Source organism: Methanosarcina hadiensis, assembly GCF_046529725.1.
GTDB classification, from domain to species: domain Archaea; phylum Halobacteriota; class Methanosarcinia; order Methanosarcinales; family Methanosarcinaceae; genus Methanosarcina; species Methanosarcina hadiensis.
The window spans coordinates 2,121,447-2,141,197 of record NZ_CP136241.1 but is presented as its reverse complement, the minus strand read 5'-3'; the positions used below and the strand labels follow the sequence as shown (position 1 = coordinate 2,141,197).

At 39.4% G+C, this 19,751-nt stretch carries 13 protein-coding genes; 6 read left to right on the top strand and 7 right to left on the bottom strand.

Annotated features, from left to right (window positions below):
* Nucleotides 1-503 precede the first annotated feature (503 nt).
* The 5 genes from RSJ42_RS09090 (at nt 504) to RSJ42_RS09070 (ending at nt 7,746) form a co-directional block, all read left to right on the top strand.
* A complete protein-coding gene (locus RSJ42_RS09090; RefSeq protein ID WP_410510248.1) occupies nt 504-1,262 on the top strand; it encodes a hypothetical protein in 759 nt (252 codons plus the stop codon).
* Nucleotides 1,263-1,350: 88 nt separating this feature from the next.
* Nucleotides 1,351-2,352: an AAA family ATPase gene (locus tag RSJ42_RS09085; RefSeq protein WP_410510247.1), complete on the top strand. Its 1,002-nt coding sequence runs from the start codon at nt 1,351-1,353 to the stop codon at nt 2,350-2,352.
* A gap of 41 nt (nt 2,353-2,393) precedes the next feature.
* Nucleotides 2,394-3,275, top strand: a complete 882-nt coding sequence (locus RSJ42_RS09080; protein WP_410510246.1) for a DUF58 domain-containing protein — start codon at nt 2,394-2,396, stop codon at nt 3,273-3,275.
* Between the two features lie 8 nt (nt 3,276-3,283).
* On the top strand, nt 3,284-5,170 hold the full coding sequence (locus RSJ42_RS09075; protein ID WP_410510245.1) for a BatA domain-containing protein: 1,887 nt from the start codon (nt 3,284-3,286) through the stop codon (nt 5,168-5,170).
* Nucleotides 5,167-7,746, top strand: a complete 2,580-nt coding sequence (locus RSJ42_RS09070; RefSeq protein WP_410510244.1) for a VWA domain-containing protein — start codon at nt 5,167-5,169, stop codon at nt 7,744-7,746. Before RSJ42_RS09075 ends, RSJ42_RS09070 begins: the two co-directional genes overlap by 4 nt.
* A gap of 710 nt (nt 7,747-8,456) precedes the next feature.
* Here the strand turns inward: RSJ42_RS09070 and RSJ42_RS09065 are convergent.
* The 6 genes from RSJ42_RS09065 to RSJ42_RS09040 all read right to left on the bottom strand — a co-directional run bounded on the left by RSJ42_RS09065 (nt 8,457) and on the right by RSJ42_RS09040 (nt 16,578).
* Nucleotides 8,457-8,846: a hypothetical protein gene (locus tag RSJ42_RS09065; RefSeq protein ID WP_410510243.1), complete on the bottom strand. Its 390-nt coding sequence runs from the start codon at nt 8,844-8,846 to the stop codon at nt 8,457-8,459.
* Nucleotides 8,847-9,734: 888 nt separating this feature from the next.
* Nucleotides 9,735-10,925, bottom strand: a complete 1,191-nt coding sequence (locus RSJ42_RS09060; RefSeq protein ID WP_410510242.1) for an AI-2E family transporter — start codon at nt 10,923-10,925, stop codon at nt 9,735-9,737.
* A gap of 187 nt (nt 10,926-11,112) precedes the next feature.
* On the bottom strand, nt 11,113-11,298 hold the full coding sequence (locus RSJ42_RS09055; RefSeq protein WP_410510241.1) for a hypothetical protein: 186 nt from the start codon (nt 11,296-11,298) through the stop codon (nt 11,113-11,115).
* Between the two features lie 183 nt (nt 11,299-11,481).
* Nucleotides 11,482-11,787, bottom strand: a complete 306-nt coding sequence (locus tag RSJ42_RS09050) for a hypothetical protein (protein WP_410510240.1) — start codon at nt 11,785-11,787, stop codon at nt 11,482-11,484.
* A gap of 57 nt (nt 11,788-11,844) precedes the next feature.
* Entirely contained in the window at nt 11,845-14,445 is a 2,601-nt protein-coding gene (locus tag RSJ42_RS09045; protein WP_410510239.1) for a HEAT repeat domain-containing protein, read from the bottom strand.
* 813 nt (nt 14,446-15,258) lie between these two features.
* A complete protein-coding gene (locus tag RSJ42_RS09040; RefSeq protein ID WP_410510238.1) occupies nt 15,259-16,578 on the bottom strand; it encodes a serpin family protein in 1,320 nt (439 codons plus the stop codon).
* A 428-nt stretch (nt 16,579-17,006) separates the two neighbouring features.
* Here RSJ42_RS09040 and RSJ42_RS09035 point away from each other — a divergent pair, with 428 nt between their 5' ends.
* On the top strand, nt 17,007-18,371 hold the full coding sequence (locus RSJ42_RS09035) for a hypothetical protein (RefSeq protein WP_410510237.1): 1,365 nt from the start codon (nt 17,007-17,009) through the stop codon (nt 18,369-18,371).
* Between the two features lie 335 nt (nt 18,372-18,706).
* Here the strand turns inward: RSJ42_RS09035 and RSJ42_RS09030 are convergent, their stop codons facing one another.
* Nucleotides 18,707-19,474, bottom strand: a complete 768-nt coding sequence (locus RSJ42_RS09030; RefSeq protein ID WP_410510236.1) for a hypothetical protein — start codon at nt 19,472-19,474, stop codon at nt 18,707-18,709.
* Nucleotides 19,475-19,751: the final 277 nt, after the last annotated feature.

The window sequence follows — 19,751 nt, the reverse complement described above, 5'->3', positions numbered from 1 at the left end:
GGAGAACGACATTTCTTATTCTTATTATCCAGCGCTGTTTGTTTGCCGATTAAACTGCAGTAAATATATTTTAGTGGGTTTTGAGAACAATAAGGTTACTTTACAATTTTTTTGCTTAGAATTCATATATTGTTTTTTAAATATGTTATTATAAAGATAGAATAAAAAATATGCTTCTTATGCAATTATATATCTTTTTGACTATACATGGTATGGCAGGAGACTAAAAGGGGTATTTGCTGGGGAATTATCCTGCTTATTTATCTTTGTTTCAGATGGACAAGTTTGTTTAATTAGCTGAAAATCTGCCAGAACTAAAATTAAATATTGGGAAAGTTTTATTAGTAACACTCGCAATGTAATTACTAAAAATTACAAATGTGGTTCGAGATCATATGCTTGTAGTGCCTCTTCTGGAGAAATATAAAAATTACCTTACCTGGTCTTACCGTACCCTGGGGTTCTTTCAAACAGCCGGAAAATTTGCATTTTTATTCTTATTAATGATCTTGTTCAATCTTTATGAACTCGCTTACTATATTCCAGGCGTGGAAAAACTGAGCAGGTCTCAAATTTACCTGACTCCTTACTCGTTTAATCTCTGTTTAATGGCAGCAGGGGCATTCGTGCTAACTCTTCTTATTAGTTTAATCTACAGGCTACTTGACAAGAAAAGTAAATTTAACCTGATAACCCTGCTTGAAACCAGTTTTCCAGAATTCAGGACAAGACTGAGTACGGCATATGACAACAGTCAGAACATCAACATAGTTACAAAAAAACTGCTTGAGGATGTGCATAGTCAACTTACGGGCATCAAAATAAGTAAAATAATACCTAAAGACCAGATTTTCAGATCGTTTATAATATTCCTAATGGTTTCGGGAGCGGCTACTTTTTGCATATACGAGGGCTTCAGTTTTAATGTCTCTCCAGGCAAGCTGATAGATGGCTTCTGGGATGATATTCATAATATGAATGCCAGAGCTGCTTATGAAGATAATCAGGAAGTTATCCCGGATTCCAGGTATAAGGTAGAAGCTCTCATCATAAAGAATGGAGAGCAGGTTGAAATGAAAATCAACCCTACCATGGGACTTGGATTCACAAGCCAGGTAGATACGGATACGGAACAAAGATTTAACGAAAGCTCAAATAACTTTAATAAAAATTTTGAGTATAGCCAGACGTACTCTGAGAACCTGCCTGAAGAGTATGAACCTCTTATTAAACAATATTTTGAGGAACTTTCATCCGGGTAAGCATCCCCAAAGAATCAGGTATGTTCGAATTTGCAGTACTTAGAATTTGCAGTATATTCACATTTGCATATATTAGTGGAGTGGCAACATGCAAGAATTACAGGAAATCCAGCTTGATAACTCAGAACTTAACTTGAAACCCACTTATGAAAAAGCCCCCAAGATTTTTGAAGTTATTTTCAGGGAAATTAGCAATTCAATTGTCGGCCAGAAAGAAATGATCAGGCAGATTATTATAGCAATGCTGTGTGAAGGCCACGTCCTTGTCGAAAGCAATCCGGGGCTAGGCAAAACCCTTACCATATCCACTGTTTCTCAGATCATGAGCATGAGGTTTAGCAGGATCCAGTGTACTCCTGACCTTATGCCTGCAGATATCACAGGAACCGACATTATAGAAGAAGATGAAAGGGGTTCAAAACATTTCAAATTTAAGCAGGGCCCCATTTTTGCAAATATAGTGCTTGCAGACGAAATTAACCGTGCTTCCCCGAAAACACAGTCTGCCCTGCTCGAAGCAATGCAGGAAAAGCAGGTTACCGTGGCAAATACGACTTATACCCTTGACAAGCCTTTCTTTATCCTTGCAACTCAGAACCCTATAGAAATGGAAGGTACATATGCCCTGCCAGAAGCCCAGCTTGACAGGTTTTTAATGAAGATACGCCTGGATTACCCTGACCCCGATGAAGAGTTTGAGATCGTAAACCGTTATGCAGAAGCTTTCAGGCCGACTGTAAGAAGATGCATAGAAAAACAGATGTTTATTGAACTCCAGCAGATAACACGAAGGATCCCGATTTCAAACCAGCTCAAAAAATATGCAATTGATATCGTGAACCAGACAAGGAAAATGCCTGATATGATAGAAGCAGGGGCTTCTCCGCGTGCCTCAATTGCACTTATTCTCTGCGCAAAAGCAAATGCTTTCCTCGATGGCAGGGGGTATGTTGACAAAAAGGATATCGATTCTATGGCTCTTCCTGTCCTCCGACACAGGGTGATCCTGTCTTTTGATGCTGCGAGGAATAATATTACCAGCGATAAAATTATTCAAAAAATCCTGGAGAATAGAAGAACAATCAGCTGACTCAGCCGGTAAAGAAAAATGGCTGGAGGCGATGATCAGATATGGCTGGCGCAAAACATACAATAGATACGTCATTCCTGACCCAACTTGACAGGTATGCAATTCCTCTCAGCAGGAGAGTTACAGCAGTCCATACGGGCGGTCACCAGTCAACAAGGACAGGGGCAGGGATTGATATTATAGACCACAGGAAATACAATCCTGGAGACTCATTAAAGAGAATAGACTGGAACCTTTACGCCAGGACGGAAAAACTTTACATACGCAGGTTCGAAGAGGACAAAAACCTTAACATGGTCATACTGCTTGACGCCAGCAGCAGCATGCTTTTCCCGGATAATTCGCCAAACAAGTTCGAATATGCATCAACAGTAGCCGCAGGAGTTTCTTACATTGTAATGAAACATAATGACGTGTACACGATTGCAACGTTTGCAGACAATGTGGATTACACAAAAGCGCATAAAGGAAGGGACGATTTCCTGCGGACGATAGATAGCCTTACTCGGATTTCGGTCAGCGGAACTACAAAACTTGCGGATTGTGCCGACTCGATATACCCGAGAATAAGATCGAAATCGATGGTTCTCATAATTTCGGATTTCCTGGATAATCCTGCCTCGGTCCGAAATGCAGTTAACAGATTGTCCAGGCACGAACTTGTGCTTATACATATTTATGATGAGAGTGAAATGATCCTGCCTGAAACCGTGGATGGGACAGTAAAGTTCATTGACAGTGAGACAGGCGAAGAAATCAGTTTTACTGTGGGACCTAATTTTAAAAAAGAATATGCCAGCGAATACTCAAAGCATATAGCCGAACTGGAGAAGATCGCATACGATTTTAAGATCCCTTACTTCCGCGTTAGCATAATAAACGAACCGCTTGATACCGTCCTTAAAATCATAGGTGAAGGGTGATCCTGCCTATGGACTTCGAATTCTCCAGTGGACTCATTGCACTTGCAGGAATAATCCCTCTTACAATAATATATCTGTTAAGGCCCAGACCAAAAAACATTATTCTGCCTTCCCTGATGTTCGTCCGCAGGATAAGCCAGAACAAGCTTGATTCCAGGCGCACTCTCAATAAAAGAATAACAGACCCTTTATTTTACCTGCAGCTGCTGGCTCTTATTTTTCTGGCAGCAGCATTGGCCGGTCCGCTTATAGATGACGTTAAAGCAGATGCTCAGAAGGTAATAATTATAATGGACTCATCTGCAAGCATGACAGCTCCTGACCGGATTGATGAAGCCAGGTCGATAGCAATAGACAGCCTCGGTCAGGAGAATACGATTACTGCTGCAGAAACCATTCCTGTAATGATTGCAAGAGGCCTGGATGAAAAAGATGCGGAAAAAGTAATCAATGGCATGGAGGCACGAAATACTCCTTCGGATATCCCAAAAGCCATTTTAACAGCTATTAATGAAAAGGAGAGCGAACACGGAAAGATTATTGTCGTATCAGATTTTGAAACCTGGGAAGGGAGGGCTCCTGAAACATACATAAGAATTGCAAACACGAAAAATATTGAGCTTGAATTCAGGCAGGTAGGCAATAAAACTGTCAACTATGCAATTGTGGACGGCTATTTGAAAGACAGCAATGACGGGACATATGAATACACCTGCACTATAAGAAACTTCAATAACAGAAGTGCGAAACTCGACGTCCAGCTGGAGAGTAACCCTGGTACGGCTTACGGTTCAAAGGTCAGCAACTCCGTGCAGCTTTCGGAATACGGCTCACAGCAGATAAAGTTTTCAAAAATTCCTCAGGGCATATCAATCGTGAAAATTCTCAATGAGGACTCAATAACCTGCGACAATATTGCCTATATTTCAATTCCTGAGACCAAACCCAAAAAAATACTGGTATTAACAGATACGGATCAGAATGTCAGTAAGTCTCCTCTGATAACAGCAATTTCCCTGCTTCCTGATGTTCATGTTGATGTACAGAAAGATCTTCCGGATAAACTTGCAGAGTATGATACAATAATCATTAACTCCAGATACAAATCTCTCTCCAGCGGTGCTGTTAAAAAAATCCTGGCTTATGCACAGGGCGGAAAAGACCTGATAGTCATAGGAAATGAGTGCCTGTACGATTCTTCTGCGATGCATGGGCTCTATCCTATTCTTCCGGTAGACATAAAATCGGTAGAAAAAGAAGGCGGACAAACAATAGAGACTGTAGGAAGCGGAATAAATATCTTTGATGATGTTTCGTTCAGTGAGGTTTACCTGCATAAACTTCTTGTAACTATCCCGAAAAAGGATGCTGCAGTCCTCGTGGAGGCTGAAGGAACCGGACCTTTAGTCTGTATGCAAAATATAAAGGAAGGAACGGTAACATACATCGGGTTCAGCGATACTACCGGTGCCGATGCATGGAACAATTTTGCCACCACTCCTACCTATCCGGTGTTCTGGGCAAAACTCCTGAAGTACATGTGGGGAATTGAGGATATAAGCGAAACAAATGTTAACACAGGCAGGTACCAGGCATTTGACCAGACCATTAAAATCAAAACACCCACTGAAACTGTCAGCAGCGATTTTGTCTATTATGACGAATGCGGGATATACGAGCTTAATCAGAAAACAATTGCTGCCAACCTGTATGATTCCGGCGAATCAAACACTTTTACTGAAAGAAGGCTTAACCTGACAGGTGAGAATAGCGCCATTCAAAAAGAAGACCTCCACACAGCGTCTCCTGACAGACCAAGGAAATACTTGATTTATGCCCTGATATGTCTCCTCATAGTTGAGAGTGCTGTTATGTTAAGGAGGAAGATCATATGACCTTCAATTTTCCTTATGGTTTTAATTTTTTGCACCTGAATGAACTTGTACTGCTTATCCCTCTGGCATTCCTTGTGCTTCTGGGGCTCTGGAGAAAGGTTAATAGAAGGCACCTGTTCATCCATTCCCTGGTGATCTTTCTTCTCATTATGGCTCTTGCCGCACCTTATTCTGTAGAAATGAACTCTCCAGGAACTGAACAGACAAGGATCTCCATAATCTCTGATGAAAGTGTCAGCATGGACCTGCTTGAAAAAGGGGTTTCCAAAGAGGTTGCAGATGAGCTCAATACAAAAGTTCCTGTTACGGTTACAGCAATTTCAGGGATACATACCTCTCTTGGGGACGCTATAATTCAACAGGCTTCGCCTGAAAACTATGTGCTAGTAGTGTCGGACGGGCAGAGCAATTCAGGAACCCCGGTTGAGGAGGCTCTGTCTTATTGTTACAAAAACAATTTTCCTGTCTCGGCCCTTATTCCCAAAACCGTTGAAGAAGACTTGAGTGTGGAAATTGAAGGGGAAAACGAGGCTGTAATCGATAATAAGGCGTTTTTTAAGGTCAATGTACGGAAGTCAATTGACGACAGGATGAGTTATAGGGTAAGGATTACTGTTGACCATCAAAAAGTAATTGAGAAGGAAATTACCCAGGCAGGGAGAATGGAAAGCATAGAATTCAACCATACATTTGAGACACTTGGTCCTCATACCGTAAAAGCAACCCTTCACCCTGCAAGCATTAGCGTTAAAAACCTGGATTATTTCGAGAATAATAACCAGTATATGAAAAGTATTTACGTAACCCCCAAGCCAAAAGTCCTGCTTGTCACAAATGAGCCCGGATCTCCACTTACAAACACACTGAAAGAGATCTATGATGTAAAAATAGCCGGATCATTCGGCTCGCTCAACAATATGGATGCCGTGGTGATCGACAATCAGGCTGCATCAACTATTTCTGATATGGAGGTCAGAGCCCTTAAAGATTATATCATTAACGGGGGAGGTATGGTGGTGGTTGGAGGTAGTTCATCTTTTGACTATCCTGCAGAAGATACCTATCAGAACACCAGATTTGAAGAACTCCTTCCTGTCACCTCAACACCGTCGAGCTGGAGAGGGGGCAGAAATGTTGTCCTTATGCTCGACGTTTCCCCCAGTACCCTTGAGAGCAATGGGATTGGAGGGAAGGTTATTGATGATATCCTGTCAAATGCGATTGTCCTTCTCGAAAGCGACCTCCTTAAAGATGCAAGAGTGGATGTGATCACTTTCGGCAGTAAAGGGCAGGATATCACTAACGGATTTGTGGATATGTCAAAAGAGTCCAATAGGCGCTGGCTTGATGCAGAAATCCGTAAAATATCACCTTCAGGGGATTCGACATCTCTTGAGAGGGGATTAATGACTGCAAGAACACTGCTTAAAGAGCAGGGAAATAGTTCAGAAGCTGAGATTATAATCGTGTCTGATGGTGGAATAGGCAACATAGCTGAGAGGGATCTCAGATTCGAACGGGCAGTCCAGTGTGCGGAAAATCTCTACGAAAATAATGGCATTGGAATTCATTTTATTCATATACATTCTCCGAAAACCACGCGCCAGGTTACTCCCAAAGGGCAGTATTATGCAGCGCTTTTTATGAACAAAATAGGCCTGTCAGAAAATTACAATAGAATAGAGCCTGGCGAGAGGATCAAAGTAAGCTTCTCTGAAGATTCTGCAGAGTCCGAAAATCGGGAAGACGAGTATTCAAGCGGGTCAATTGTTGTTTATGATCCAAAGCATTTCATTACACGTAATATTTCCGAAATACAGTACGATATTTACGGGTATAATGAAGTTACACCGAAACCTGAAGCGAATCGTCTGGTTATAACCAGGCTGGGAAAACCGATAATTTCGGTCTGGAGACTCGGGCTGGGCAGGGTCGCTGCGATTACAACCGATAACGGAAACGGGAACGGCGTCCCCTGGGCTGTATCCCTGTATTCAGGAAACGACAGCCTGATAATTACCAGGACCCTCAACTGGGCAGTTGCGGATACGGAAATGTCCGGAGGTATCCAGCTTAAGGTTCCTGACCTTAAAATGAGCCAGCCGGGAAGAATCCTTATTACTACGGGAAAAGCGGGCACGCCTGAACTTTATTTTGACAAAAAGCCAATGGAAATCACATCAATTGGAAACAATATGTACGAGTCCTACGTTACAGCCGATACCTTTGGGCTCCATAAAATTTCCGAAACTCCTCTTGAAGCAAACCTGACCGAGGAACTGATGTCCGAAACTTCTGGCGTTAAGAACGCATCCTGGAGACCTGCTGCTGTAAACCGTCCGGATGAGTATACTTACGTAGGAGAGAATACTCTTTTCAGGACAGCTGTGCTCGAAAATGGAGGGAAAATCTATACTGAAGGAGATGTTTACTCAAGGATAATAGAAGACGCTTCAACCAGTACAAAGAAAAAGATCCTTACAAGGGTATTTTATACAAAACATTTCCTCGCTCTGGCTTTTCTAATATACCTGGTCTACACACTTCATCACACATACAATACTCGCATTAAATGAAATGCTACGAATAAACTGGTTATGAACCGGGGACAACCCTGAGACGCAGGAATATAATAATATCTATTGTTTTCCAGGGCCAATAAGCTCGAGTATTAACATGCAGTCAAAACATGCAGTCAAAACATTATAATGAAATTAAATGATTATATGTGGGATTTTGTTAGTTTAATGGTATAATGTTAGACTAGTCCACTAAAATTAGAAAGACGTTCTAAGAACTAGATCTATACTATAATATTATTTGTTAAAAATATTATATATGATGAATGTGTAGTATAAATTGCGTTCTCATCTCTGAACACCCACTAGCAAACAACACCTACTCCAAAACCTACTCCACAGTAAGAGATGAACTAAAACTCTCAACCCACAAATACCTCAAACCTCTTCCCAAACAAAGTCTCTTAGCAACATTCGGAACTTCCAGATATTTCAGATGGGAACGCTTCTCCTTTTAAAAACTAAACCTCTTTAATGGCTTTTCGCGATATTTTTACAAAAATGTATGGCTTTCAGTTATGGAATTAATAAAAAAAGAATGACTTGCCCTGATTTTTTCTTGCTTCTGGCATCACACTTTTGTTTTCGCTGGAAACCAGACGTTTTATGAAAAAATGTCTGACAGAGTCCGGTTGTTACGTAAGGCTGCAAAGAATGGCTAAAAATCCGATTTCCCTTTATTTAAAATATTTAACTACCGAAAAGTCTCATTTAATGTGGCAATTAAGGTATTTGTTAAAAGAAGGGATATACCCAGAAAAAGAACATGATTGCATTACTTCCATACTGGATTTATAATTGATATAAAAAGGATTGGATGGATAAATCCAGGGAGTCAGGGCACTCAGGTTCATTGGACCATTATTGCGGCTGTTATTGTCCAAAAACCGGAGTTCTTTCTGGGGACAGGGTGTTCTGGACAGATTTGCTGATTTCTCTGTATAGCCGTCTCCCGTATAATTTTCAAGGCTCAGTAGAAGAGGATCTTCTTTAAGGTAAGGTCCTGCCGGGTATGTCAGTACTCCCTCCTTTATTACAGTCCCCTGCGGTGCAGCATGAGTAGAGTTTGCTGTTATCAGTATGATAATTGTCAGCATTAAAACAATATTAAGTATTTTTATGCCTCTCACTCCTCGTTTTGGTACTATACTCAACTAGAAGCAATTTTTGCATGAACATCTTATAGAAGAAATGGGCCAGGTAATATATATTATTTTTTAAAAATTCAGGTAAATATATTTCTACTGATGGTGCTATGATGAGCAGGTATTTGTGCGATTATACGGTAGTATAAGGTTATATGAATGATGAAAAGTTATATTCATGAAATAACAATACATGAGTAAAATAATCTTATTTGTTGAAAATATTATATACTGTAAGGACATAGTATAGTTTGCGTTCTCATCCAGATACCAACCAGAAAGACCTATTCCAAAAGACCTACTTCAACATCCACTCCGAAAAACTACCCCAAACGTAAAGAGACAATACGACACTCAATGCCTATGAGTCAAGTATCTTAACGTCTTCCAAAAGAAAAGAATCTCTTATGAATAATAAAAACTTCGAGAACTGGATGGGGACGCGGTTTTTAAATAATAAATAATTTTCAAGCCTTTAAATTATACACTCGCTTATTATACATTCATTTTTGCAATCTGTAACATTTTTGGTTTCCAAACTTACATTTTTAATTTCCGATTCAATTTTACTGCTCTGTTCTCTCTAACAGAATCTTCTATTTACCAGAGAGGTTAAAATATGCTTTTGCTATAAGGCTTCTTGTTATCCTGTTTCAACATATTGCTACTGATACGCTGAGTGCACTCGAGTATCCGGTTATTACGGAATCATAATAAAGGCATAAAAATAAAAAAAGATTGAGTACTGCCTTAAATGCAGTCTTATGGCTAAATAAAATTTAACAGCGGCTCTTTCTAGGTTCTATTCTAATTCCTGTTAATCAGTATAGTTTTCTCTCGTTAGTGCCAGGGGTTAATTTCCAGAGCGAAAAAATTATCACTGGACGCCTCGGGTGGTCTTTCTATTGGCCTTCCAGCCGGTAATTCTGTTGATTTCTCGACCTTTTTTTCAGCCGAAGCCTCGAACTGACCTGCAACCAATTTTTCCGCCTGGATACGGGAAGTCTTGATTATTTTCTTTGTCCTGAAGACTGCGAGTAAAAAACCGTAGGTAAGGGGCCCTATTATGATACCAATTGGGCCAATAACAAAGACAGGAGCTGCAAAAGCTATGAGAGTTATTGCAGGGTGGATTGCAGCCCTGCTCTTGGCAAGTTTTGGCCTTATGACAAAATCCGGAACTACGTTCAGGAAAATAATCCCAAGGAAAACCAGGGCTCCTGCTGTAAAATAGTCCTGAATGAGGACATAGTAAAGGGCAAGGAGGCAATAAACCGTACCTGCTCCTACGACAGGCAGAAGAGCCATTATAAAAGTCATTATTCCCCAGATAAGAGAATAAGGTATTCCAAGCACCCAGTAAAGAACTGCTCCGATTGCCCCGGTTGCGAGACATGTAAGGAAGTAAACAACGAAGAGGTTCTGGTAAATGTGGTTCAGCTCCCCAAGAAACACCATGCCTGTCTTCCTGTCCGGGAAAAGATTGATCAGTTCGGCTGCAATAGTTTCACTTTCGACGAGAAGGTAATAAGTCAGGACAGCAATTACTATCAGCTCAATTATCAGGATTGAAAGGTCGGTTGAGATCTGGACGATGTTATTCTGGATTCTGGGAACGTAATCCGTAACAAGAGAATTCAGATATCCTCCTATGCTCTCAGTCAGTTTACCGGGGTGGGTCTGGATAAATGGTTCAAATAGTCCGACTATCCGCCTGAGGTCCATATTTGCAAACCCGTTAAGAGTATTAGGGATTTCCAAAATTCTTGAAACCTCACTCATTAAGGCTTTCACCATTATAATGCCTGAGGACGCTATAAGAAGAAAAACCGCGCTAAGAGGTATCAGAGCGCAGATCTGCTTATTCTTTATATATCTTAAACAAAAATCGTACACGGGATGAATGACATAAGCAAAAAGGGCGCTGAAAACCATGACATAAAAAAAAGCTGATGTTATATATAAGGCAAATAAAGAAACCAGTATGATAATAACTGCGTATGTAGTTTTAACAGGATCATAATTTTTCATATGAGTTAAATAGTGAAGAAATAGATAAATAACTTACTGACAAAAACTGAACTTCTTTTACTGAGCACCAAGTTCGTTTTAAGGATTCCTCAGTGTTACATTTCAGAAATAACTTATTTATAGAAAACAGCAAAAATGTATTGAAATATAAAATATAATATGTTTAAAACGGTCAAAGTAGGCTTAATCAGAGAGATATGGTCTCCGGTTTTTCACGTTTGAAAATCGCTGTTACTTTTCCTTCATCATCTACGTCATCTTTAATCTGAACAAGCTCCCAGCCCTCGTTCCCGATTCTTTCAAGGTCGCTCATCATTTGTGGCATGTTTATACCATTAATTCTGCGAGAATCATATTCCCATTTGTGTATCATCCAGTACCCCCTATCCATAAAGAGAAACTTTTTAATGTTAATATTGTAATATAACTATAAATAACCCGAACAAAGGGAAAAAACCAATCGGGTTTTGTTTTATTTGCAGTTTCATCTATATCTTTTTTAGAGACTTTTGGAAACCATATGAAACCATATTTTTCTCATTGTTCCGGTTGTTTTTCAGGAATCCGAAAGTCCAGGAACTGCAGACCTATAAAGCACACCTTTCTCGTATTTTATTCTGCGAATTCTCTCACGTACCATGAAGTCGAAGACGAGCTCGATATCTTCAGGGTATCTCGCACCTGGATACAAAGGTGTAAAGGGTTCTGAGTTTTGCCTTGAGACATAGAACATATTTCCGCCAAAATAAGCAATGTATTCCAGCTGATATTTTTCAAACACCAGGCGAATGAATCTTTTTGAGAGAGGGGGCTTTGAGAATTCAAAATCCTCCTCCTTTAACTCGATGCCTGCCTCATACATAAAGAAGGATTGGCAGGATAGAATATAAACTGCAGGCAAACTGAAGGTAAGGATTATTTACCTTCCTGAGGATCTTGAAAACATCTTTACTTCCGGAATCATGCTTATGAACCTGCTAACCTGCCTGTATTTCTCCAGGAGATCCTGCTCCTTCCTTATTTCCTCAAGCCTCTCAAAAATATGGGTGTTTTCTGGAATATAAGGGATCTGAACCGTAACCGTATTAAGCAGGGATTCAAGCTGCTTTTCCAGTTTTTTTCTATCTTTTTCAATATCCTGGAAACTCCATCCTTTGACTTTTTGACTCACTGCACACGTAATTTTTTCCGTGGGTTTGCCTTTTGCCTTAAGGCAGGCAGTTCTTGCTTTATAGCGGATCCCGGATAAAGTCTCTTTCAGCCTCTGTTCCGTGACCACTTTTCCGGCCTTCTGGTAGTCCTTACTGAAGGTTTTTTGCGCAAGAATATAATCTTCCTCTATAGCTTCAAAAAGCCCTGAAGCCCGGTCAAAAGCTCCGATAGAATCCTCAAGAAACTTTTTGCGGGCAGATAGATCCCCAGCACTCAGGTCTCCTGCTGCTTGAAGGAGCCCTGCAAATTCTTCCAGAGTTTCAAGGAGCTTCCTGTTTTCCTCCAGGTCTCCTGTTCCACGGATTACATCTGAGAGATACCGTTCGCTTTCGAGTTTTGAAGACCTGTCCCCGAAAAGGATCTGTAAGAGAGCCTCATAAAATGGATGATAAAATTCAGGAATAGTAATTCCGACAGAGGTTTCAGCCGCTTCCTTAAAATATTTGACTGCTTCTTTAAGCCCGAAAAGGTAAGCAGCTTCGTTTTCCGCCTTAAGGACCCTCCACAGGGAAGCCCTTCCAAGGGAGCGGAGCGCATACCTGCGGATATAAATATAAGGGTTATCAATAAGAGTCTGCAGGTCTCTCCATGCCATTGTTTTATCAGGCACATAAAAAAAGGCAGGTCCAAGAGTTTTTGTTGCTATCCTTTGAACAAAGCTATCGCCATGAGCTGAAAGCCTTATAAGGTCGCCCCAGACTTTTGCTTTATCAGGAACCTCCTGATGTCCGGAAGAGAGAGCGACAACCGCCCCTTTTCTGACTTCTCTGTCCTCAGATGATGTAAGTCTCATAAGGTCATTCCATGCCCTTTGCTTATCATCCGAGTATTTAAACGCAACAGCGAGAAGCTCTGCTGCCTTCTTCCTGAGCTGGGCGTCCTGGCTTTCAGCAAGCCCTATAAGGTCGTAAAAAACTGTAGATTTTTCTTCAACCGCAGGCAGGACATGAGAAAGCATTTCTGCGGTTCCTCTTCTGACGCCTGCATCCGGATCTTCAGACATTCTGAGCAGTTCATGCCAGATGTCCTGTGTTTTGTCTGCTTTTCTTAAATATACTGAAAGGAGAGATTCAATTGCACCTCTCCTCATCTGAGGGTCGGGGTCCGAACTGAGTCTGAGAAGATCCTCTATAATTTCATTTTTGTCTGGGAACCCTGAGTATGTTCTCGCAAAAGATTCAACTGCGTTCCTTCTCACGTACCTGTCTTTATCCCCTGTCTGTCTCAGGAAACCAGAAGCGGATTTCTTGCTTTCTTTCTCTTTAACCTGCTCATTTTCGGTCCTGTCTTCCCCACTCACTCCAATTTCCCCCATTATTCTTTTTTCCTTCCCTTCTTCCTCTCTGGAAATGCCATATCCTGGAGAATTAGTTGCATCCCTCTGCACAGAATCGGCTTTTTCAAAAACCGTTTTTTCATATTTCGTTTTATCATATTCCGTTCTATAATACCATGCTGGTTTGACTGATTTTTTCTCTTCCCATTCCTCTTTTTCCTTTGTTTCTTCTGTTTCTATTATTGCTGAATTTGCCGCGTAATCTTCGAACAGCTTAGGGTGGGTAGAAGAATGAGCCTTTAAAACGTCTCTGAGTGCGTAACTGTCCCTATTTCCCGCCAGATTTATAAGATCGGAATATGCCTTATCTTTATCCGGGACGTATGGGAAAACCTCTCCAAGAGCCTTTACAGCCTGATGTCTTACTTTTATGTCTCCGTTTTCTCCTGCCAGTTCAAGGAGATCTCCCCATGCTTCACTTTTTTTCTCCTCAGGCAGCCCCGGAAAAACCATACTTAAAAAAAAAGCTGCTTTTTTTCGGACATAGAGGTCGCCTGATCCTGTCATTTCAAGCAAATCCTTCCATGCCTGCCGCTTATCAGGAAATTCAGAAATGATATTCGGGAGCAAGAGAACAATTCCCCTTCTGACATCCTCAAGGCTTGATTTTGAGTTTATCAGTTCAATCAGGTCTTTCCATGCTCTGCTTTTATCCTGAATAAGGGGAAAAACAGTAATAAGAGAGTTAACTGCCGCTTTAAAAACCAGTTCATCAGGGTAAGCTGTAAGGTTTATAAACCTCTCCCAGACCAGCTCTTTTTTCTGTACATTAGGAAAAACTATTGTAAGGGAATTAATAGCTTCTTCTCTTACTTCACTATCCCTGTCAGAGCAGAGCCTTAACAGGTCTTCAAATGCCTGGTTTCTATCCGGGAAAGCCTCAAAGAGGGCCCCAAGCTGCTTTGCAGCTTTTGTTCGCTCATCTGATTCCTGACTGAATGTTTTATCATGTATCCCGGGCTGGTCACTCAATAAATCCCACCAACTGCTGCTTCAATTCCTTCCTTTTATAATATATTCCAGTTTGGCGGGTTTATCTTTTATAACTATGGATTTTAAATTTTGGCTGGCAGCAAAAATGTATTTGGCGCCACTCTGATACCGTGGATATTTTTTGAAGCTAAAGCTATTCCGGCTACTATCAGAAGATCATGCAAAAGTATTTTCCAGCTGGTATACACAAGGAATTAGCCCTTTTCTAAAACAAGAATCTAAAAAGACACACTTTTTTTAATCGAAAAAAAATAAAGGTTACAATTATTATATACAAACTCATTTATCAAAGATTACTGAAATCAGTATGTATCGAATCATTATAGTAGGATTTTTCAATATTAAAGATAAAGTGCTATATACTGATGATTTTTCTGTTTATATCTGTATGAATATTATGTATGGGTACGTATATATAAAGTGAACTATATATGTAGTAATCAAGAGTATAGGCTTTTTAATAAATAAAAGACTTCAGATTTCTGAATTTTGACTATAGCTTAAAAATACAAAAAGTAAAGGCAAGGCATAAAGGAGCATTTTATGGAATTTACAGATTCTCAAATAAACCTCAGGCAAAAAAGTATCGTAATAAAGTCTCTCAGGTATATGGAAAGACATAAAAAAATTAATCAGTATTGTGATGAATTCAAGAAAAGCTGGACTGAATTATCTTATGAGGAAGCAAGTGATTTAATCAAGCAGCTCGATAAGATGTCCTGGCAGTAAGTACTTTAATATTTAACTTTTTCTTAATATTTAACTTTTCGCTGCCACTTTAAGCTTTTCTCTTTAGTCATACTCAGGATATTCAACCTTTCCCATGAAGAGGATGCAGTCTGTCCTTTTATCCTCTATAAAGAACATAAACGGATGGTCGGCTTTGAATTCTTTTGTATCAGATACGGCGCAACCCTTTTCCATCTCAATCATTGTTGCTGCGGCGGCTTCCGTTCCTTCTTCATATACATCTATAAATGCCTGATGAATAACCCTTGATACTTTTAATGGATTGTGACAGATTCCTGTAAAATCGGCAGGGCCAAAAGCATCCGTAACTCCCATTTTAATGAGGGGATCTGAAAGCTCGGTTTTAGTCTCAAAACTGAATTTTGGAAGTGAAGTCTCAACTTCCGCTGCGAAATTCATGTTATTTTTAAGCTCAGTGTAATCTTTTAGCATAAATTCTGCTTCAAACTTTTCAATATTGTTCTCTTTCGGGAGTACGATGTACATGGATAAATTATTGCCCCTGTAAGGCAATTCTATAATTTTTGCATCAGAGTTTTCGCCATAAGCAAAATTTTCAGCACTGTGCATCATATCTACAGAAATTTTTTCTCCTTCTATCGGATAAAAAGTATCTTTGTCCGTCAGCCTTTTATCAAATACATATATCCATTTTCCATTGAAGTAAATCGCATTCGTAATTATTATTTGGGCGTCAGGCGTTATAGAATCTTCCGGAACAAGGTCTTTAATTTTGTTATTTGTTTTATCTTCAACCCATTCATTAATGGTATCTCTGGAGCCATCCGGTTTTCCTGCGAAATCAAGATTTGTCACTTCTCCGTTGTAGTAGTTTTTGACATTGTAAATATATTCTTCCTCCGCAGGATATCCTTCCTGTACCCAGAGTGCATTTGCAGTTTCAAGCTTATAATTGTCTTTTTCAGAATTTATCCTGCCATTCATTTCTTTGAAACTCTCTCTTAAAACTGTTTTATCAATGGGGAAATAAAATACGTTTGATATTTGCTCCTTTGTAGTGTTTTCAGCTCCCTCATAACAGATCGCCATGGCAGCAGAAATGCTGTGCGGCGAAAAAAAGATATTTCCCTGCTCTCCGGTTTCCAGCTTCGCCAGCTGTGAATACATGTCAAAAGCAAAAGCATTGTTTGCAGCTGCAATATCGTAGTCTTTAACTGAGCCCGCATTTACAGTATTTTCCGGAACTACAGTTTTATCATTTTCAATCATATCTGTACTTTCATTATTAATTCCGTCTTTACTTCCGTTAGCCTGGTTAGTATTTTCACTAACTGAAACCGTATTTTCAACACAGTCTGTAGATAGTAACATCAGAGTAAGCGCAAGAATTAATATTTTCATTTTAGCCATGTCTTATAATATTTACAAACAGTATACTAGAATGTATTTATATATTATCGGGGAAATGCATGTTTTTTTAATAAAACAGGATCATAAACTCCAAAAGAAGAGCAGAATTTTTTAATTATGTGCTTGCTTTTTGACCGCCGATATTTTTAACAATCCATATGTATCAGCAAGCAGGCGCAGCCGTGACCGGGATCAACTATCAGGATTAACTATAATCTTATAGGCCATATACGGATCATCCAGGTTTTCTGGTGCTTCCGATCAGGTATTAAATCTATTACATATTTCTGATCAGGTATTAAATCTATTACATATTTATCTCATTACAGGTATTACATTTATGATATAATTTTACTTGGAAAATAATTAAAAGAGAAGATATGCAGTAATATAATGTAATGTAAACGAAGGATGAAATAATGCGGCAAGAGGATTTAATAATCATACAGATGGCACAAACAATCACAGACTTTCTTGAGCCTGTAATTCCTTATCTGGTCATAGGGTCTAAAAGGGCTGATGCAGAAGCCGGGAAGATAGAGGGACCTGATATATGGGCGATTAAGAAAAAATTATGGGAGAAACTGTGTTCCAGAGAAAGGCCCGAGTTAAAAGAAGCCGCAGGAGACATGATTATTTCGCCTTCCGACCCTGAGGTAAAACAGGCTTTGACTCAGGAGATCCTGCAGTCCCTTGAGCAGGATCCTGATTTAGCTTTAGAAATTTCATCTTTTATGGAAGAACCGACAATAAAAGAGATAATTGAAAAGGAGACTGCCAGGCTTAAAAAACAGCGTTCAGATAGTAAAAATAAAGTTTTTGAGGAATTAAATAAGTTGCTTGAAGAATTTCTGGCAAAAAAAAGTACAGTTCAGGATCTGGAACAGCAAGATCTGTCAAACTCCGGAGCAGACTCCTCTCTCGAGGAAGACGATACGCTCGAAACCAGTATCAGTGTTAAAAACCTGAGGCGCCAGTACACTCACATCCAGCTTAACCAGGGAATAAAATCCGAAGGTAGCCCCAGCGCCATAAGAATGGCAAAGATTGCAGGAATGAATATTAGAGGCCATGGTGAAGCTCAAAAATTCCAGGCTCGCCTGTCGGTTCTATCTGACCTGGAAGGGCCAGAAAAAGAGGAATTTATTGAAAAAGCCCTTGATTTTGCCTCCCAAATTGAGTATGGTGACCTGAGGTCCCAGGCGCTTTCCCTTATTATTCCTTACCTGGAGGAACCTAGAAGGGCAGAACTTATAGAAAAAGCCCTTTATTACGCATCAAATATTCAGGATGAAGATGAAAGGTCCCTTGTGCTTTCTTCTCTTGTTCCGCATCTGAGAGGTCCTGGAAAGGAAAGGCTTATTGAAGATATCTTTGCTTTTGCCCTCCATATTCGGTATAGTGATGCAAAGTTTCAGATTATTTCATCGCTTATCCCGCATCTGTACGGTTTGAGAAAAAATGAAAGAATTTTGAAAAAAGCCCATGAACTGGCGTATAGTATTCTGTCCGACTATCTCAGGGTACAGGCTCTTTCTTTGCTCGTCCCATATCTGGATTGGCCAAAGAGCGAAGATATTCTGGAAGAAGCCCTTGAATTAGCTTCAAACCTCAAAGACAAAGACATGAGACCCGAAGCTCTCTCGTTCATTATTCCATACCTGGACGGAACAAGAAAAGAAGATACTATTAAGAAAGCCTGTGAGATGGCACAGGGGATTAAATCTGAGCACAGGAGAGAACAGGCCCTTTCTTCTCTAAACCCGTATCTTGAGCAGAGGTAAGAAAAATGAAGGGAAAAACTTTGACTTTAAAATTGTCATAAATGAATTTATCACGAATGGTTTGAGGCAGTCCTCCAGCATATGAATACTTTACCATTTTTTCTATTTTTTGATACGTTTATACTATAATTTTGCATTTGACTAATCAATAGCGAACATGATAAGTTCGTAGTATGAATAGATGAAAACTTCACATCAGGTAATTCTGGAAACTGGAGTATTAACAAAATCCACTTAAAACAAGCAATAGATACTGAAAACTATAGTTTATTGAAATAAGGATGACGAGCAACAAGAGAAAGACACAAGACTTGAAATTGATACTGAAATAATGGTCAATCTTTGAAAACATTATTGCAAATAAAAATATAATCAGATTGTAGTGAGTGACGAGGAATTCGGTATCTGCTTTCAAAATTTCCATCCGCACCGATAATTGCGGCAAATCTTTCGTAATGATTATAACCTTCTCTATCTATAGACATTTTGAATGCATTATACAGGTGATCGAATGATATTTCTTTTTCTTCACATATACAGCAACTTATTATGTGGTGGACAAGCACATTTGATTTGAATTGTTTCCGCATTTTATATTCTAGCACTGATTTTTTCCATTCGGTAATTAACTGTATCCATTCAGAAGATTTAAAATATTGATCAATCGATAAATCAAGATCAAATTCAGGCATATAGGAACCAACAACGCCTTTTTCAAGAATGCCATCATCAATAACTCCTTTTTCCCGAAAAATTAAGATAGGCATATCTACTTGAAAGGCCATGGAAGGTTCAATTTGACAGTAGGGACTTGTAATCCATTTTTGAGAAAGGTCATACTGTACATGTCCTGCCAAATCAGTATTAGGTTTGCCAACTCCTTTTTCTATAAATCCGCGTCTAAACGCAACTGATAGTAGCCCATGGCATTCATTTATAATCTCTCGTATTTTGATTAATGGCGCAGAAGTACTATTATCGGTAATTCCTAGGGTTCTCGGCTTGAAACCGTTTTCCACTAAATGTCCTGCAACTTTGCTGATAAATTTTTTTTGTTTTTGATTGAATGGTTTTGCATAACTAAGAAACACTGGAATTTCCATAGAACCATTTTAAAAACTCTTTTTGCTACTACGTGTAAATTTAAAATTAGATTTAACCCTACCAACCTTTGATTAGAAATCATCACTTCATGAACGATTAAAAGTTTTTCGTTTTGATATAAAGATGCGTGACAATAGATTAAATAGTAAATAATTCGACTTTGAAGGTTGCTTATTTAAAAATATAATCATATAGGCAAGTTTAAACCTGAATGAATAAGGTGATTGCCTCTTATCGAATTAGATCAATAACTAACACTGAAAGATAAAGATTAGA

What these genes read in the sequence shown, in the direction of transcription:
- RSJ42_RS09090 (WP_410510248.1), top strand. Translation starts at nt 504, where the DNA reads ATGATCTTGTTCAATCTTTATGAACTCGCTTACTATATTCCAGGCGTG.
- RSJ42_RS09085 (WP_410510247.1), top strand. Translation starts at nt 1,351, where the DNA reads ATGCAAGAATTACAGGAAATCCAGCTTGATAACTCAGAACTTAACTTG.
- RSJ42_RS09080 (WP_410510246.1), top strand. Translation starts at nt 2,394, where the DNA reads ATGGCTGGCGCAAAACATACAATAGATACGTCATTCCTGACCCAACTT.
- RSJ42_RS09075 (WP_410510245.1), top strand. Translation starts at nt 3,284, where the DNA reads ATGGACTTCGAATTCTCCAGTGGACTCATTGCACTTGCAGGAATAATC.
- RSJ42_RS09070 (WP_410510244.1), top strand. Translation starts at nt 5,167, where the DNA reads ATGACCTTCAATTTTCCTTATGGTTTTAATTTTTTGCACCTGAATGAA.
- RSJ42_RS09065 (WP_410510243.1), bottom strand. Translation starts at nt 8,846, where the DNA reads ATGCTGACAATTATCATACTGATAACAGCAAACTCTACTCATGCTGCA.
- RSJ42_RS09060 (WP_410510242.1), bottom strand. Translation starts at nt 10,925, where the DNA reads ATGAAAAATTATGATCCTGTTAAAACTACATACGCAGTTATTATCATA.
- RSJ42_RS09055 (WP_410510241.1), bottom strand. Translation starts at nt 11,298, where the DNA reads ATGATACACAAATGGGAATATGATTCTCGCAGAATTAATGGTATAAAC.
- RSJ42_RS09050 (WP_410510240.1), bottom strand. Translation starts at nt 11,787, where the DNA reads ATGTATGAGGCAGGCATCGAGTTAAAGGAGGAGGATTTTGAATTCTCA.
- RSJ42_RS09040 (WP_410510238.1), bottom strand. Translation starts at nt 16,578, where the DNA reads ATGAAAATATTAATTCTTGCGCTTACTCTGATGTTACTATCTACAGAC.
- RSJ42_RS09035 (WP_410510237.1), top strand. Translation starts at nt 17,007, where the DNA reads ATGCGGCAAGAGGATTTAATAATCATACAGATGGCACAAACAATCACA.
- RSJ42_RS09030 (WP_410510236.1), bottom strand. Translation starts at nt 19,474, where the DNA reads ATGGAAATTCCAGTGTTTCTTAGTTATGCAAAACCATTCAATCAAAAA.